General features: G+C 66.0%; 17 protein-coding genes and 1 tRNA gene. 6 read left to right on the top strand and 12 right to left on the bottom strand.

All coding sequences use genetic code 11. From position 1 onward, the window contains the following. Positions 1-28: 28 nt before the first annotated feature. On the bottom strand, positions 29-730 hold the full coding sequence (locus Q8M85_RS12580) for a glycosyltransferase family 25 protein (protein ID WP_305545026.1): 702 nt from the start codon (positions 728-730) through the stop codon (positions 29-31). A gap of 279 nt (positions 731-1,009) precedes the next feature. On the opposite strand from Q8M85_RS12580, the gene fabB reads away from it, so the two are divergent. From fabB to Q8M85_RS12595, 3 genes are read left to right on the top strand one after another with little or no spacing between them, the layout of a single operon-like run. Next, positions 1,010-2,239: a beta-ketoacyl-ACP synthase I gene (gene fabB / locus Q8M85_RS12585; RefSeq protein ID WP_305545029.1), complete on the top strand. Its 1,230-nt coding sequence runs from the start codon at positions 1,010-1,012 to the stop codon at positions 2,237-2,239. Between the two features lie 6 nt (positions 2,240-2,245). After that, a complete protein-coding gene (locus Q8M85_RS12590; protein ID WP_305545031.1) occupies positions 2,246-3,034 on the top strand; it encodes an enoyl-ACP reductase in 789 nt (262 codons plus the stop codon). A 21-nt stretch (positions 3,035-3,055) separates the two neighbouring features. Continuing rightward, a complete protein-coding gene (locus Q8M85_RS12595; RefSeq protein WP_305545034.1) occupies positions 3,056-3,823 on the top strand; it encodes a hypothetical protein in 768 nt (255 codons plus the stop codon). 88 nt (positions 3,824-3,911) lie between these two features. On the opposite strand, the gene Q8M85_RS12600 is transcribed toward Q8M85_RS12595, so the two are convergent. The 9 genes from Q8M85_RS12600 to Q8M85_RS12640 all read right to left on the bottom strand — a co-directional run bounded on the left by Q8M85_RS12600 (position 3,912) and on the right by Q8M85_RS12640 (position 10,721). Further along, entirely contained in the window at positions 3,912-4,736 is an 825-nt protein-coding gene (locus Q8M85_RS12600) for a hypothetical protein (protein WP_305545036.1), read from the bottom strand. A 179-nt stretch (positions 4,737-4,915) separates the two neighbouring features. Beyond that, positions 4,916-4,989: transfer RNA gene (locus Q8M85_RS12605), tRNA-Gly, on the bottom strand. Between the two features lie 256 nt (positions 4,990-5,245). Then, the gene (locus Q8M85_RS12610; RefSeq protein WP_371135244.1) at positions 5,246-5,533 is read right to left on the bottom strand and encodes an ATP-binding cassette domain-containing protein; all 288 of its coding nucleotides are present in this window, start codon (positions 5,531-5,533) and stop codon (positions 5,246-5,248) included. A gap of 292 nt (positions 5,534-5,825) precedes the next feature. Continuing rightward, a complete protein-coding gene (locus Q8M85_RS12615) occupies positions 5,826-6,044 on the bottom strand; it encodes an NnrT protein (protein ID WP_305545041.1) in 219 nt (72 codons plus the stop codon). Next, positions 6,041-6,217 (bottom strand): hypothetical protein, encoded by a 177-nt coding sequence (locus Q8M85_RS12620; protein WP_305545211.1) that lies wholly within the window; start codon positions 6,215-6,217, stop codon positions 6,041-6,043. Before Q8M85_RS12620 ends, Q8M85_RS12615 begins: the two co-directional genes overlap by 4 nt. Before the next feature lies 1 nt (position 6,218). Beyond that, the gene (locus tag Q8M85_RS12625; protein WP_305545044.1) at positions 6,219-8,099 is read right to left on the bottom strand and encodes a nitric oxide reductase activation protein NorD; all 1,881 of its coding nucleotides are present in this window, start codon (positions 8,097-8,099) and stop codon (positions 6,219-6,221) included. Positions 8,100-8,103: 4 nt separating this feature from the next. Continuing rightward, positions 8,104-8,838 (bottom strand): CbbQ/NirQ/NorQ/GpvN family protein, encoded by a 735-nt coding sequence (locus Q8M85_RS12630; protein ID WP_371135245.1) that lies wholly within the window; start codon positions 8,836-8,838, stop codon positions 8,104-8,106. Positions 8,839-8,906: 68 nt separating this feature from the next. Then, positions 8,907-10,259 (bottom strand): cbb3-type cytochrome c oxidase subunit I, encoded by a 1,353-nt coding sequence (locus Q8M85_RS12635; protein WP_305545051.1) that lies wholly within the window; start codon positions 10,257-10,259, stop codon positions 8,907-8,909. A gap of 9 nt (positions 10,260-10,268) precedes the next feature. Further along, positions 10,269-10,721, bottom strand: a complete 453-nt coding sequence (locus Q8M85_RS12640) for a cytochrome c (RefSeq protein ID WP_305545056.1) — start codon at positions 10,719-10,721, stop codon at positions 10,269-10,271. A 140-nt stretch (positions 10,722-10,861) separates the two neighbouring features. Here Q8M85_RS12640 and Q8M85_RS12645 point away from each other — a divergent pair, with 140 nt between their 5' ends. Then, entirely contained in the window at positions 10,862-11,071 is a 210-nt protein-coding gene (locus Q8M85_RS12645; protein ID WP_305545059.1) for a DUF1858 domain-containing protein, read from the top strand. Positions 11,072-11,086: 15 nt separating this feature from the next. Next, positions 11,087-12,268, top strand: a complete 1,182-nt coding sequence (locus tag Q8M85_RS12650; protein WP_305545062.1) for an NnrS family protein — start codon at positions 11,087-11,089, stop codon at positions 12,266-12,268. On the opposite strand, the gene Q8M85_RS12655 is transcribed toward Q8M85_RS12650, so the two are convergent. Beyond that, on the bottom strand, positions 12,249-12,944 hold the full coding sequence (locus Q8M85_RS12655; protein WP_305545065.1) for a Crp/Fnr family transcriptional regulator: 696 nt from the start codon (positions 12,942-12,944) through the stop codon (positions 12,249-12,251). The genes Q8M85_RS12650 and Q8M85_RS12655 overlap by 20 nt on opposite strands. Positions 12,945-13,035: 91 nt before the next feature. On the opposite strand from Q8M85_RS12655, the gene Q8M85_RS12660 reads away from it, so the two are divergent. Further along, on the top strand, positions 13,036-13,470 hold the full coding sequence (locus Q8M85_RS12660) for a pseudoazurin (RefSeq protein WP_305545068.1): 435 nt from the start codon (positions 13,036-13,038) through the stop codon (positions 13,468-13,470). 70 nt (positions 13,471-13,540) lie between these two features. On the opposite strand, the gene Q8M85_RS12665 is transcribed toward Q8M85_RS12660, so the two are convergent. Next, positions 13,541-14,347, bottom strand: coding sequence for an SUMF1/EgtB/PvdO family nonheme iron enzyme (locus Q8M85_RS12665; RefSeq protein WP_305545070.1), 807 nt, complete (start codon positions 14,345-14,347; stop codon positions 13,541-13,543). Positions 14,348-14,366: the final 19 nt, after the last annotated feature.

Here is a 14,366-nt window from a genome sequence, read left to right on the forward strand (position 1 = left end):
AATGCACGGACGCGGCCCGTTACAACGATCAGCGTCCGCGCAAAAGCGCCCGGACCGGCCGCAGCACCCGGCGCGCCCAGTCGGCGGCCCTGGTCGCCCGCCATCCAGTCGGGACCGAGATGTCGGACCGGCTTGACCGCTGCTGCGCGACCGACGGCGTGCAGACATAGGCCGCCACCTCGGGATGCGCGCGGCGGAACCAGGAATAGGCCCCGTCGACATGCATCGGCCCGCCGTCGGGCGAGCCCTTGGGGCGCCGCAGCATCGCTTCCAGGTAGTCCACCATCTGACCGATCACATCCCCCCGCAGGCCGATGAAATGGCCCAGGAGCAACTCCCGCTCCGGCTCCAGCCGCTGTAACGAGATTGCCCCGCCCGCCGCCGCCTGGTCGTGACCACGCCCGCCGTGCAGAAAGCCCCAGTCGGTATCGCGCAACGCGTCAAGGCGAGCGTTCCGCGCCAGGGCGGCGGGGGTCCAGTCCACGTCGTCCTCAAGGATCAGGATGCTGCGATGGCCCGCTGCCACCGCGTCCTTCAGCGCGCCAAGGTGGCTGAGAAAGCAGCCCCTCTCGCCCAGCGACCCAAAATCGCCAGGGTCTGCGGGCCGCACCGCCGGAAAGAAATGCACCAGCGGATCGTCCGCCAGGCCGATCAGCGCCAGCTGCGCCGTCATCTCGCGCCGCCGGTCGGCCCGGTCGGGCAGATTGATCACGTAGACACGATCGAACAAAGCCCGCAGGAGGGCCCGGTCAAATCGCGTCGGTGGGTGGGCTGGTGACATGCCATCAGGATTAGTCGGTCGCTTTCGTCGAGACAAGCGGCACACGCCCGCGCGCAGGCGCGGCGGCGTTCGTTGCAAGTGTATGCGGGATGGACAGGCAGGATCTGTCCCTTCGGTTGCCAAAACGGGTCTGGCCTGGACGAAACAGGTCACAGCTCTCCGCCCCAACCTCCTTGCCCCCTCCCCCCCTCTGCCCTAAACAGTCCTCAAGTCAGCGAAGGAGGCCCCATGCGCCGCGTCGTCATCACCGGGATCGGCATCGTCTCGTCCATCGGCAACACGGCCGCCGAGGTCGAAGCCTCCCTGCGCGCCGGCAAGTCCGGCATCGTCTTCGCCCCCGACTATGCCGAACACGGCTTCCGCTGCCGGGTCCACGGCCAGCCGAACATCGTGCTGGAGGACCACATCGACAAGCGCGACCTGCGGTTCATGGGCGACGGGGCGGCCTATACCTTCATCGCGATGGACCAGGCGGTAAAGGACAGCGGCCTGTCCGAAGCCGACGTCTCGAACGACCGCACCGGCATCATCGTCGGTTCCGGCGGGCCTTCGACAAAGGCCTTCTTCAAGGCCCACAACATCGTCCGCGAAACCGGCGCGCCCAAGCGGATCGGCCCCTTCGGCGTGACCAAGGGCATGTCCTCGACCGTCTCGGCCTGCCTGGCGACACCCTTCAAGATCAAGGGCGTGAACTATTCGATCACCTCCGCCTGCTCGACCAGCGCCCATTGCATCGGCAACGGGACCGAACTGATCCAGATGGGCAAGCAGGACATCGTCTTTGCTGGTGGCGGCGAGGAACTGGACTGGACGCTCTCCTGCCTCTTCGACGCAATGGGCGCGATGTCGTCCAAGTACAACGACACGCCCGACCGCGCCTCGCGCACTTATGACGCCAACCGCGACGGCTTTGTCATCGCCGGTGGCGGCGGGGTCGTGGTGCTGGAGGAGCTGGAACACGCCCTCGCGCGCGGCGCGAAGATCTATGCCGAGGTCACGGGCTACGGCGCGACCTCGGACGGCTACGACATGGTCGCCCCGTCGGGCGAAGGCGGCGAACGCGCGATGCGGCTGGCGCTTGGGACCCTGCCGAAAGACCGCAAGATCGACTACATCAACAGCCACGGCACCTCGACCGTGGTCGGCGACGTGACCGAGGTCGAGGCGATCCGCCGCGTCTTCGGTCAGGGGTCCACGCCTCCCATCGCCTCCACCAAGTCGCTGACCGGCCACTGCCTTGGCGGCGCGGGCGTGTGGGAGGCGATCTATTCCCTGATCATGCTGAACGGCAACTTCATCGCCGCCTCGGCCAACGTGGAAACGCTGGATCCCGGCCTTGACCCATCCGAAATCGTCACCACGATGCGCGACAACGTCCAGCTCGACTCGGTCCTGTCCAACAGCTTCGGCTTCGGCGGCACCAACGCCACCCTCGTCATGTCCAAGTACCAAGGGTAGCGCGTCATGGCCGAACTGATGAAGGGCAAGCGCGGGCTTGTCATGGGCGTGGCGAACGAACGTTCGATCGCCTGGGGCATCGCGTCCGCCCTGGCGGCCGAGGGGGCAGAGCTGGCCTTCTCTTACCAGGGCGAGGCCTTCGGCAAACGGGTTCAGCCGCTGGCGGCAAGCGTCGGGTCGGATTTCCTGATCGACGTCGACGTCACGAACGAGGACAGCCTGGACGCCTGCTTCGGCGAAGTTGGGCGCCGCTGGGGCGCGCTGGATTTCGTCGTCCACGCCATCGCCTTTTCGGACAAGAACGAACTCACCGGCCGATTCATCAACACCACCAAGGGCAACTTCCTGAATTCGCTGAACATCTCATGCTTCAGCTTCATCGACATCGCCCGCCGCGCCGAGCCGCTGATGACCGATGGCGGGTCGCTGATCACCCTGACCTTCCAGGGTTCGAACCGCGTCTCGCCGAATTACAACGTGATGGGCGTCGCCAAGGCGGCGCTGGAATCGGCCACCCGCTACCTCGCGAACGACCTTGGCCCGCAGAAGATCCGCGTCAACGCGATCAGCCCCGGCCCGATGAAGACGCTGGCCGGGTCCGCCATCGGCGGCGCGCGGGCGACCTTCCGCCACACCGAGGACAACGCCCCCCTGCGCGCCAATGCGACGCTGGAGGCAATCGGCGGCACCGCGGTCTGGCTCTGCTCGGACTACGGTGCCTGCACGACCGGAGAGATCATCCACGTCGATGGTGGCTATCACGCGCTTGGCTTCCCGCAGGCCGAGAACCTCTGACGCAATGGGGCCAGAGGTGCCATGACCCTGACCCCCAGCTACGTGACCCCCACCTGCGTCACTGACGAAAGCGCTGACGACCCGGACTTCACCATCTGCACCCTGGTGCGCAGCCAGGAAAAGTACGACCGCCTGCTGGGCTCGTTCGCGCGCACCGGCTTTACCCCGACGAACAGCGAGTTCCTTGCCGCCGACAACCGGGATGGCAACCGCTTCGACGGCTACGGCTGGCAGAAATCGCTTCTCACCCGGGCACGGGGTCGCTTTGTGGTTTTCTGCCACGACGACGTCGAGCTTCTGGGGGCGGGCCATGCCCAGCTTCTGCAGGCGCTGGACGACCTGGACCGGACCCAGCCCGATTGGCTGCTTGCGGGCGTGGCGGGCGGTCGCTACCGGCCCGTCCAGCACCACCGCCGCTTCCTGCGGATGCACATCTCGGACCCCTGGGGCGACGACCGTCTCATGGGCGGGGTGCCAGGCCGGGTCGAGACGCTGGACGAATGTTTCATCGTGATGCGCCGGTCGCGGCCAGTCATCGGGTCCTATGATCTGGAGGGCTTCCATTTCTACGGCCCCGATCTCTGCCTCCAGGCCGAGCTTCTGGGTGGCTCGGCCCATGTGATAGACTTCCACCTGCGCCACCACGGCGGCGGAACAAAGGACCAGTCGTTCCAGGAGGCCAGAGCGCGTTTCGTGCAGAAATATGCGCCGCTCTTTCCGGGTCGCCATCTGCATTGCACGACGGGCGTGGTGCATCTGGTCCCCCCCGACGCAAAGGAGGGTGGGTGAATCACCCACCCTACGCCCGTTCAGTGCGACAAGCGTCGGAATGGGAAACACGCGTAGGGTGGGCGATCCGCCCACCCTACGACCAGAGTCAGGCCAGCAGGCCCACAACCGCAGACGCCCGATAGCCCGCGCCGGGACTGCCGGTCATCGCCAGGACCTGTGCCGCAAGTTCCGCCTCCGAAGAGCCGCGGAATATCCCGTCCCGCCGCAGGCTCACGCCTTCGAAAGGCTCAACACTTGCCGCGTAGCGCGGGTCGGCGGCATAGGTCGCAGCGCAGGGGGCCTCGGGAAACGCGAACTGCGAGGTAAGAAGCGCCTGTCTGCCGTTGACCGCAGCTTCGGCGCTGGTGAAGACCTCGAAATGCAGGTGCGGCCAGCGACCCGGGTAGCAACCGGGCAGAACGGTGGTGAATCGGACCCGTCCCGATGCATCGCTTATGGCGACGCCGCGCAGGTAGTTGCGGTCGGCCGCGCCGTAGATCGAATAGACCCCCGCCGCATCGCACTGCCACAGATAGACGGCGTGCCCCGCCAGTGGCGCACAGGCACGGCGGATGTCCTGCAATGTCATTTCCAGCCTGACCGGGACACCCTCGGCCACGGGCAGAAGCCCGCCGATCGAGGTGCGGATATCTTCGCGGATGACGCCTGCTTCCGTCAGGATGTTGACCATCTGACCTTCGCGCACATTGGTTCCGTCCGCCGGGAACGGACCGGGGGTCTCTGCGGGCAGCGCGACACAGGTGCTGCCGTCCGCCGACGTCCCCGTTGCCGTCTGCGCCCTGCCCCGCGCGGCCCAGAGCGACAGCGCCATACCGCCCATCGCCAATCCCGTCACCAGAAGTCGCCGCCGTGCCAGATACGGCAAGTCCGCGGCCAGCCCTTCGGGTCCATGCTCATCCGGTCGGGTCATTCCACACGTCTCCATCGCCTCTCCTGGATCATACGCCGAAGCCGTGACAATCCGTCGGAATGACCAGACCCATCCGCGTGGGCAGATCTTGGGGCACAGGCGGCCCAGGCCAAACCTTGACAAAGGCTAAGTGCCAGCGGCCAAGCCATTGAATTTTGTACCGGACCAGGCTGGGAAGGTGGAGCGGGCGGCGGGAATCGAACCCGCGTCTTTAGCTTGGAAGGCTAAGGTCTTACCATTACACAACGCCCGCGCTGCATGTGGTAGGTATTCGGACCAAGCCGGTTCGTCAAGGCGGTGCCCCGATGAACCCTGCCTCTTTGTGCGGAGATGCCGACCCGCAAGCGCTGGATCTACTCTGCGCCGGTATCGCGGACGACGCGGGTGTCTTCCAGGGTCACGATCCGGTCGACCAGTTCAAGGATGTGGTTGTCGTGGGTCACCATGACAGTGGTCGTTCCACGGTCAGCGCCATCCGCTTGAGCAGTTGCACGACCGCCTGGCTCGGGTCATGGTCCAGCGCGGCGGTGGGGTTCGTCGGCAAACACGACCTCGGGGTTAGCAACCAGCGCGACGGCGACGCGCTGTTTCTGCCCGCCCGACAGGTTGGCCGTCAGACAGTCGATCCGGTCTTCCAGGCCGAGCAGGGTCAGCGGATGTTCCGCTGCCGCGTTCCGCCGGATCGGGTCGCCGCGCCCGTGATCCTGAAGTCGCATCAGCACAGTCTGTCGAGCGGTCAGGCTTTCCTGCGTGCAAGCCGGCGGTCTTCGTCGTGTCCCTGACCGTCCGAAGGGCATCGCTTTCCCGACCTTGTGTCATGCCATGAACGGGTTGTTCTCAGCCGTAGCCTGGCAACCGTCCGAGCCAATCCCGACGCAGGCGTCGCGCGCGGCGATCTATGCCCCAAGGCGGTGGACGGTGATCCGCGGCTGATCATGGTTCCGGCGACGATGCTGTCGCTTTGGGGCACCGTCTTCACGACCGAAGGTCTGCCGGCCATGCGCACGTCGCTTGCACGGCATGTGGATATCCTCGTTTCCGGGCTTGGGCATCACGAGCTGACCTTGCGCAGCGGGAAAATCCGCGACCTCATGGCTGCTTGTCTGCCTTGGCCATCAGTGCCCGGATGTGACGGGCGAAAACCGCTGTCGCGGGCAGGCCCAGCACAAGGCCACCTGCCAGCGATTGCACGGGTGTCAGCACCGGCCAGCCGACCCAGGACCAGATCAGCGAGGCGAAGAACAGGTTCACCGCCATCGCCCCTGCCCCGAACGGATACAGGATCAGGGTCAGCCGCAAGACGCTCATCTGCGGTTGACCAGCCATTGCACGGCGATCAGCGCGGCAAGGAAGATCAGCGAGGCGGCAAGGTAGGCCAGCTCCGCCTCGGCAGTTTGCGGCTGCGGGATCGGACGCTGGAACGCCTCGGCCAGGGCAGCGGTCGGCGCGAGGAAAGGGATCAGGCACAGCATCGGGCGCATGTCAGGTCTCCTGTGTCAGGGATCGGTAGATGTCGGGAAGGGCGCGGCCCAGTCGTCCGGGATCGGGCAGCAGGGTGAATCCGGCGCGGCCAAAGATCCGGGCGAACCAGTCCTGCCCGTCGGCATCGACGATGACCCCGTGGACCGCCTGGCCCAGTCGTCTGGCCTCGCGCACCGCCATATGGCTGTCCTCGATACCGTAGGTCCCCTCATAGTGGTCCAGATCGTTCGGCTTGCCGTCGGTCAGCACCAGAAAAAGCTTGCGGGCCGAGGGTTCGGTCGCGAGCTGGGTCGAGACGTGGCGGATCGCAGCCCCAAGCCGCGTGTAGTGGCCCGGGCGCAGGCCACCGATACGGCCGGTGGCTTCAGGCGTCAGGCGGTCGGCAAATCCCTTGCAGCGGGTCAGGAAGACCCGGTCGCGGCGCAGCGACGAAAATCCCCAGATCGCCTGCCGGTCGCCGACCGCATCGATGCCGCCGGCCAGGGCCGCCAAGGCCTCGCGCATGGTGTCGATGACACTGCGGGTGCCCACGACGGATTCGGTGGACCGGGAGCAGTCCATCAGAATCGCCACCGACAGGTCCCGCTCTACAGGCCGAAGATCGCGGAAGATACGATCACTGCCCTGGCCGGTGGCGCGGATCGCGACCTGCGCGGTGACAAGGGCGTCGAGGTCAAGTTCCGCTCCGTCGACCTGCCGGGGTAGCAGGATGCGGCGGGGATGCAGCGCCTGAAACTGCCGCCGGACGCGGGTCATCAGGCGCGGGTCCGGCGCGAAGCTTTCGCCGGGCGTGGCGTCCGCTTCCAGAACGCGGCTGTGGTCGGGCATGTAGGCGCAGGCGCGGTGGTTCCATTCGGGGTAGGTGAAGGTGTCGGAAAGCCGTTCATGGTCGGCATCCTGCGGCGCAAGGTCGAGATGCAGGCGCAGTCGGGTGGCGGCGCGCTTGTGGTGTCTGGTGAGGGTTATGTGGTCCTGATCCTCGGCCGCCTTCTGGGCATTTTCCAGATCATCGTCATCGGTCGCGCGGTTCAGGCCCATGCTTTCCACCCACGAGAAGATGGATTCGAATCGGTGCATGATGAAGCTGTCGGTGCGGTTGGCCTGTTCGTTATCCTCGCGCTTGCCCTGTTTGCGGGTGGGGCCGGCAAGGCCGGGGGGCGCGATGATCGCGTCCTCTGCCGGAGTTGCGGCGGTGCTGCGTCCACCTTGGTCAAGCTGAAGCCAGATCGGCAGCGGCGGTGGCGGAGCATAGCCGCGCGGGGCGGGCACTGGATCGGTCGGTGCAAGCGTGCCGCCCGCCAGCAAAAGGCGCACGCGGGACGCAACCTTCTGCTCGGTCGGCAAGACGGCATGGTCGGGATAGATGTCCAGCAGATGCCTGCACAGGGCGGCGTGGGGCTTGCGTAGCCCCGGGCAACTGCGCAGCGCGCGGGTCGTCGCCCGCTCCATCGCGTCCAGATGAGCCAGGGCGGCAGCAAGCGGGTCCGCCGGTGCCGGGCGGGGTTGGGACGACGCCGCCAGAGCCGCCAGCCACAGATAGGCGGCGCGGTTCAGGTCCACCGTGGGAAAGGCATCCATCACCGGAGGCAGGCGCAAGGCTTCGCCGTCAAAGGTGGCGACATGCTCCAGTGCCCGCGTCTCGGCCAGACCGGCGCCGATCCCCCGGCGATGGCGCGAGGCGGTTGCCGGGCTGGGGGCGATCTCGACCCCCGGCCGGCCGCCCAGCGCGCGGAACAGAAGCACAAGGCTGGGGCGTAGGGCGTCAAGCGCGACCGCGTGCGCAGGGTAGCCCGCGACCGGTGCCAGGCGCTGTGCAACCCCGTGCCAGAGGTTGCCCACCGTCTCTTCCGGGTCCATCAGGTCCATCGGGTGCAGGGCCATCGGTCTATCCGTAAACGCTGGCGATGACGTCGCGCAGGGCCTGCACCACGTCCGGCTCGTCGGTCAGGGGTTCGAGGACCGCCGCTTGCAAGGCGCGTTCGATGGGCATCCCCCCGGCGATCAGGCTGGCGGCGTAGATCAGAAGCCGGGTCGAGACCCCCTCTTCCAGGTCCATCCCCGACAGCGCGCGGATATGCCCCGCCAGCCGCACCAAGGGGGCCACACGGGCGTCATCCAGGCCACTTTCGCGGGCGACCACAGCGGTTTCGGTAGCCGGATCGGGAAAGCCGAAGGTGATCGACAGGAACCTCTGGCGGGTCGATGGTTTCAGCCGTTTCAGAATGTTCTGGTAGCCGGGGTTGTAGCTGGCCACCAGCATGAAGCCGGGCGGGGCCACCAGTTCCTCGCCCGTGCGGTCGATCATCAGGGTGCGGCGGTTGTCGGTCAGGGGGTGCAGGACCACCGTCACGTCCTTGCGCGCCTCGATCACCTCATCAAGGTAGCAGATCGCCCCTTCCCGCACCGCGCGGGTCAGCGGGCCATCCACCCACTCGGTCGCCCCGCCGCGAAGGAGGTAGCGCCCGATGAGGTCAGAGGCGGACAGGTCGTCGTGGCAGGCGACGGTGTAGAGCGGGCGGCCAAGGCGGGCAGCCATGTGTTCCACGAACCGGGTCTTGCCGCAGCCGGTCGGCCCCTTCAGAAGCAGGGGCAGACCTTTGGCATGGGCCGCCTCGAACAGCGCGACTTCCTGCGCCGTGGGGCGGTAGTAGGGGGCCTCGGCCCGCGTCCGTTCGGGGGAAAGGGCGTTCACAGGGCCTCTCCTTCCGGCAGGGCCACCGGGCCAGGCGTGATGACTTCACGCCGGACAACGATCTGGGCGTAGATGAACAGGATCGCCCCCAGCACCACGGCAATACCGGCCCCGAAGCGCATCATGTAGAACAGGCCCAACTGGTCCTGCACGTCCATGTAATAGTCCCCGACGATGCGCTGCATGTGGGTCTGGATCGTGCCGGCGAAGGTAAGGACGAAGGTCATGAACGCCATGCCCCCGGTCATCAGCCAGAACGACACCATGTTCAGCACCTGGTTGTAGGGCGCGCGGCCGCGCAGCAGCGGCATGGCATAGGTGATGATGGCAAGGTTCATCGCGACATAGGCGCCGTAGAAGGCCAGGTGACCGTGGGCAGCGGTGATCTGCGTGCCGTGGGTGTAGAAGTTCACGCCGTGGAACGTGTGCAGGAACCCCCAGACCCCGGCCCCGAAGAACGCCACCGTCGCCGAGCCCAGCGCCCAGAGAAGCGCCGCCTTGTTGGGGTGATTGCGCCGCCCCTTCCACACCATGATGAAGGCAAAGGACATCATCGCGAAGAACGGCACCACCTCGAAGGCCGAGAAGATTGACCCGGTCCACTGCCAGTACTCCGGCAGGCCGATCCAGTAGAAGTGGTGGCCAGTGCCAAGGATGCCCGAGAAAAGGGCGGTGGCGACGATGACGTAAAGCCACTTTTCCACCACCTCGCGGTCGACGCCGGTCAGCTTCAGCATCAGGAAGGCCAGGATCGCGGCCATCACCAGCTCCCAGGTGCCTTCCACCCACAGGTGGACGACGAACCACCAGTACATCTTGTCGAGGCTGAGGTTGTCGGGGTTGATGAAAGCGAAAACCCATAGAAGCGACAGAAGCCACAGGCCAGTCAGCAGGACGCCGGTGATCGCGGTCTTGCGGCCCGCCAGAACGGTCATCGAGATGTTCACAAGGAAAATCACCGCAGCCACGAGGATGCCGAACTTGACCCAGAGCGGTTGCTCCAGAAACTCGCGCCCACCGTGGATGCCGACAAGATAGCTGCCGACGGCGCCAAGGGTGCCGACGACAAGGATGACCAGTTGCAGATAGGCAAGCTTGACCGACCAGATTTCCCGCTCTGATTCTTCGGGCACCAGGAAGTAGGCTGCGCCGAAGAAACCCAAGAGCAGCCAGACGATCAGTGCGTTGGTGTGGATCATGCGGATGATGTTGAAGGGCAGCACCGTCGACAGGGTGTTGGGCGAGACGTAGATCCAGCCCGCCAGAAGCCCGCCCAGAACCTGAATCCCGAACAGGCCCATTGCCACCATGAAGTAGGCGTAAGCCACCTTTTGCGATTGATATTTCATGTCTTTCTCCTAGCCCGCGTCCGTGGGCGGCCAGCTTTGGGTGTCGGTCTGATCCGCCCAGCGCAGGAATTCCGACAAGGCGCGCATCTCTTCCGGGGTGATGGCGAATTGGGGCATCTGGCGGCGCCCCGCGACGCCGCTGGGCTGCGCGGCCATCCAGCCGTCCAGCACCTCATAGGCGGCTTGCGGGTCCTCCAGCACGCCCCAGCGGGTCATCACGTTGCCCAGTTCGGGGGCGAAATAGGCGCCCTCGCCGTGCAGGGTGTGGCAGTTGATGCAGCTGTGACGCTCCCACACATGCTTGCCCAGGCGCACTTCGGGCGTAAGCGGCATGCCGGCGGTCGAGACGTTCACGACATAGCGGTGGGAATGGATCGTCATGGCCACGAACACCACGACGAAGAACAGCGAGCCCCCGTAGAAGATGTTTCTGGCCCGTGACTTCGTAAGGATCTCTGACATCGGGTCGGTCCTGGCGATTGTTGCGGATAGGCCCGGTTCTACAGGCCACCGCACCGCCGGACGTTGCGCCAGCACAACGACGAAGGCCCTTCGCGCGCAGCAATGTGGCCAGATGGCACGACTGCCAGGGCGGAGGCACCATGCGCAGGCCCAGACTCGACGATCCCGATCTGCCGCTGCGGCTGATCTTCGAACACTGGCCCGAGGTGGCCAATGTCTTCCGCGCGCAGGGAATGGCCTGTTTCGGCTGCCCCATCGCGCCGTTTCACACGGTGATCGACGCCTGCGCCGAATATGGCCTGGACGAGATCGCCTTTCGCACCGCACTGCAGGCCGCAGCGGCGGGCTGACCTGAAGGAGCCGACATGCGGCCCGATAAAGCCTACTCCGGCCCCGCCTTGTTCAGCTATGGCTTCCGCCCGCTTTTCCTGCTGGCGGGCAGCTTTGCGGCATTGGTGATCCCGTTGTGGATGGCGGTCTGGACCGGGCGCGTCAGCCTGAGCGGGCCGTTCACCCCGACTGACTGGCACATCCACGAGCTGCTTTTCGGCTATACCTCGGCCGTGCTGGCGGGGTTCCTGTTTACCGCGATCCCGAACTGGACCGGGCGGATGCCGACGCGCGGCTGGCCGCTGATGGCTCTGGCCGCGCTGTGGGTGGCCGGGCGGCCGGCGGTCGCCGGGGGCCTTGGCCTGGGGCCGGTGGCGGTCATGGCACTGGACTGCGCCTTCCTGCTGGCCATTGGCGCGATGATCACGGTCGAGATCGTCGCGGGCCGGAACTGGAGCAACCTGCGCGTGGTCGTGCCGGTGCTCATGTATCTTGCCGCCAACATCACCTTCCACCTTGAGGCAATGCAGCTTGGCACAGCCGGATATGGCCGCCGCCTGGGATTTGCGATGGTCGTCCTTCTGATCGGGCTGATCGGCGGCAGGATCATTCCCAGCTTCACCCGGAACTGGCTGGCCAAACAGGGGGACGGGCCGATGCCGGTGCCGTTCGGGCGGTTCGATGGGGCCAGTCTGGTGCTGATGCTGGGGGCGCTGATCGCGTGGGTCGCGCTGCCCGAGGCGCGGCTGACGGGACTGGCCATGATCCTCGCAGGGGTGGTTCAAGCTTTCCGCCTGGCCCGCTGGCGTGGGTGGAGGGTCTGGCGGTCAGCTATCCTGTCAATGCTGCATCTGGCCTATGGTTTCATCCCGGTCGGCCTGGTGGCCCTTGGTCTTTCGGTGCTGGGCACCTTGCCCGCTGTGGTGGGCCTGCATCTACTTGGCATCGGCGCGATCGGCGGCATGACGCTGTCGGTGATGATGCGCGCCTCGCTGGGCCATACCGGGCGCGAGCTGCGGGCAGGCCGCGCGCTGAGCCTGGCCTTTGCCTGCGTGGCGCTGGCAGCCCTGACGCGCGCAGCCTTGTCGTCAGAGGCGAGCCTGTGGGTGGCGGCAACCTTTTGGACTGCCGGTTTTGCAATCTTTGCCGCCCGGCTTGCCCCGATCCTGAGCATGCCGAACCCCGCCCGCCGCGTGCCTAACCCGCAGCCCCGCTAAGCATCACCAGCCGGTGCGGCGCGGTCACCGTGATCTTGCGCCGTTCCGACAGCACGATCCCGTCCCGCTCCCACCCGCTGAGAAGGCGGCTGACGGTGTGCAAGGTGGTGCCGGTCATGTCCGACAGGTTCTGCCGCGTGATCGGCATGCCGATCTCGATCCCGCCATCGACCTTGCGTCCGGCCTGGGTCACCAGCCGCAGAATTGCGCAGGCAATGCGCTGTTCGACGGCCTGGGTTGCCATTTCGACGATGCGGTTGTTCATCTCGCCCACCCGCTCGCCCACGACCTTGTAGGTTTCGGTGGCAAAGCCGTCGTATTTCTGCACGAACTCGGCCCAATGCCGGTTCGGCCAGGCCAGGGCCACGCAATCATCCGCCGTCATTGCTGTCGCTGGATAGGTGGTGCGCCCGATGGCCGCCCCGATCCCGAACAGCTGCCCCGGCGCGATGTGCAGCGCGATGATCTGATCGCCGCCGGGGGTGGTGCGGATCACCCGGATATGGCCATCCAGAAGCAGGAAGAACCGCTCGACCGGCAAGCCTTCGCTGAAGACAGCAACACCCGGGTCGAACCGCAGCGCCGTCGCAGCATCCAGGATCTCGCGGATCTGGGGCCGGGAAAGCCTGCGGAAGGGCGGGAGACTGGCCAGAAGGCTTTCGTCAAGTTTGTGCAAACGATGCCTCCGATGTTGTGGCAGCACAACGAACCGGGGGCGACCTTACCCTAGAAGGGGATGCAAGACCATAAACCTGAAAGGACCGGACATGTTCCCGAAACTGATCACTGCAACAATCACAGCCCTGGTGCTGACCGCGGCGGCCCAGGCCGAAAACTTCGACGTGAAGATGCTGAACAAGGGGGCAGATGGCGCGATGGTCTTCGAGCCCGCCTTCGTGAAGGCCGCCGTGGGCGACACCGTCACCTTCATCTCGACCGACAAGGGCCACAACGTCGAGGGCATCGACGGGATGCTTCCCGAGGGTGTGGACGCGTTCAAAAGCGGCATGGGGGATGACTATGTCCTGACGCTGACCGCCGAAGGTCTATACGGCTTGAAATGCACGCCCCACTACAGCATGGGCATGGTTGCGCTGATCCAGGTCGGTGCTCCGGTCAATCTGGATGCGGCGTCTGCCGTGACGCAGAAGGGCAAGGCCAAGACCCGGTTCGAGCCGCTGTTCACGCAAGTCGCAAACTGACCTGACGCCACACCGAAAATGAGGCGGCCTCGACGGGCCGCCTTTTCCTTTGTCCGCCGATGATCCGCGCCTAGTCGCGCACCAGCCGGAACCCCAGGTAATCTGGCGGCACACCCGCCGCGCAGCCGCCTGAACGGGCATCGCGGATGAAATCGATGACGAACGCACGGTGCTTGCCCTGCACCGCCCGGACCCCGCAGTAATCCGAGCTGGTGGCAATCGCTTTGCCGTCCCGGGTCAGCGTGCCGTTCTGAAAACATGTTTCAGTCCATTCCCAGACGTTGCCGGATATATCGGCCACGCCCATCGAATTCGTCCCGAAATGGCCCATCGGATGCTGCTGCAGGTCAGCCTCGCCTCGCAATTCGACTTCGCGCCGGTAGCTGGCGATCCAGCGCCGCGAGGGGTCGGCACCGTTGGCGTCTTCCCCAAAACCGTCGTCAAAGCCGCGTTCCGCCGCCGCCCTAAGCCACTCGGCATCGGTCGGCAGGCGCCAGAGCTGCCCCGTCTCGTCAGACAGCCAGACGGCATAGGCGGTGGCGTCGGCATGGTTGACGTTGGTCTGAGCCGCCCCCGCCACGCCAGAAACCGGCGCGGCAGCGCAGGCACCTGCCGCCACGCATCGGGCATAGTCGGTCTCGGAGACATGGTGGGTCATGATTTCCAGCGTCGCCACATCGACCCGCTGCAAGGGGGCATCGACGATGCGGGTGCCCTGGCGGAATTCTCCTGCCGGGCGATAGTCCTGCGGGCCCGCCGGAATAAGGACGGTCTGGGGCGGGGCCACTGGCGGTCGTTGCATCGACGCGACAAGGATCGCCCCAGCCGTGCCGATGGCGACACCTGCCAGCAGCCCCAATGCCACACGACGTTTCATTTCATCCTCCGGGAAAAAA

This window comes from Tabrizicola sp. (assembly GCF_030694085.1).
Lineage (GTDB): Bacteria > Pseudomonadota > Alphaproteobacteria > Rhodobacterales > Rhodobacteraceae > Tabrizicola.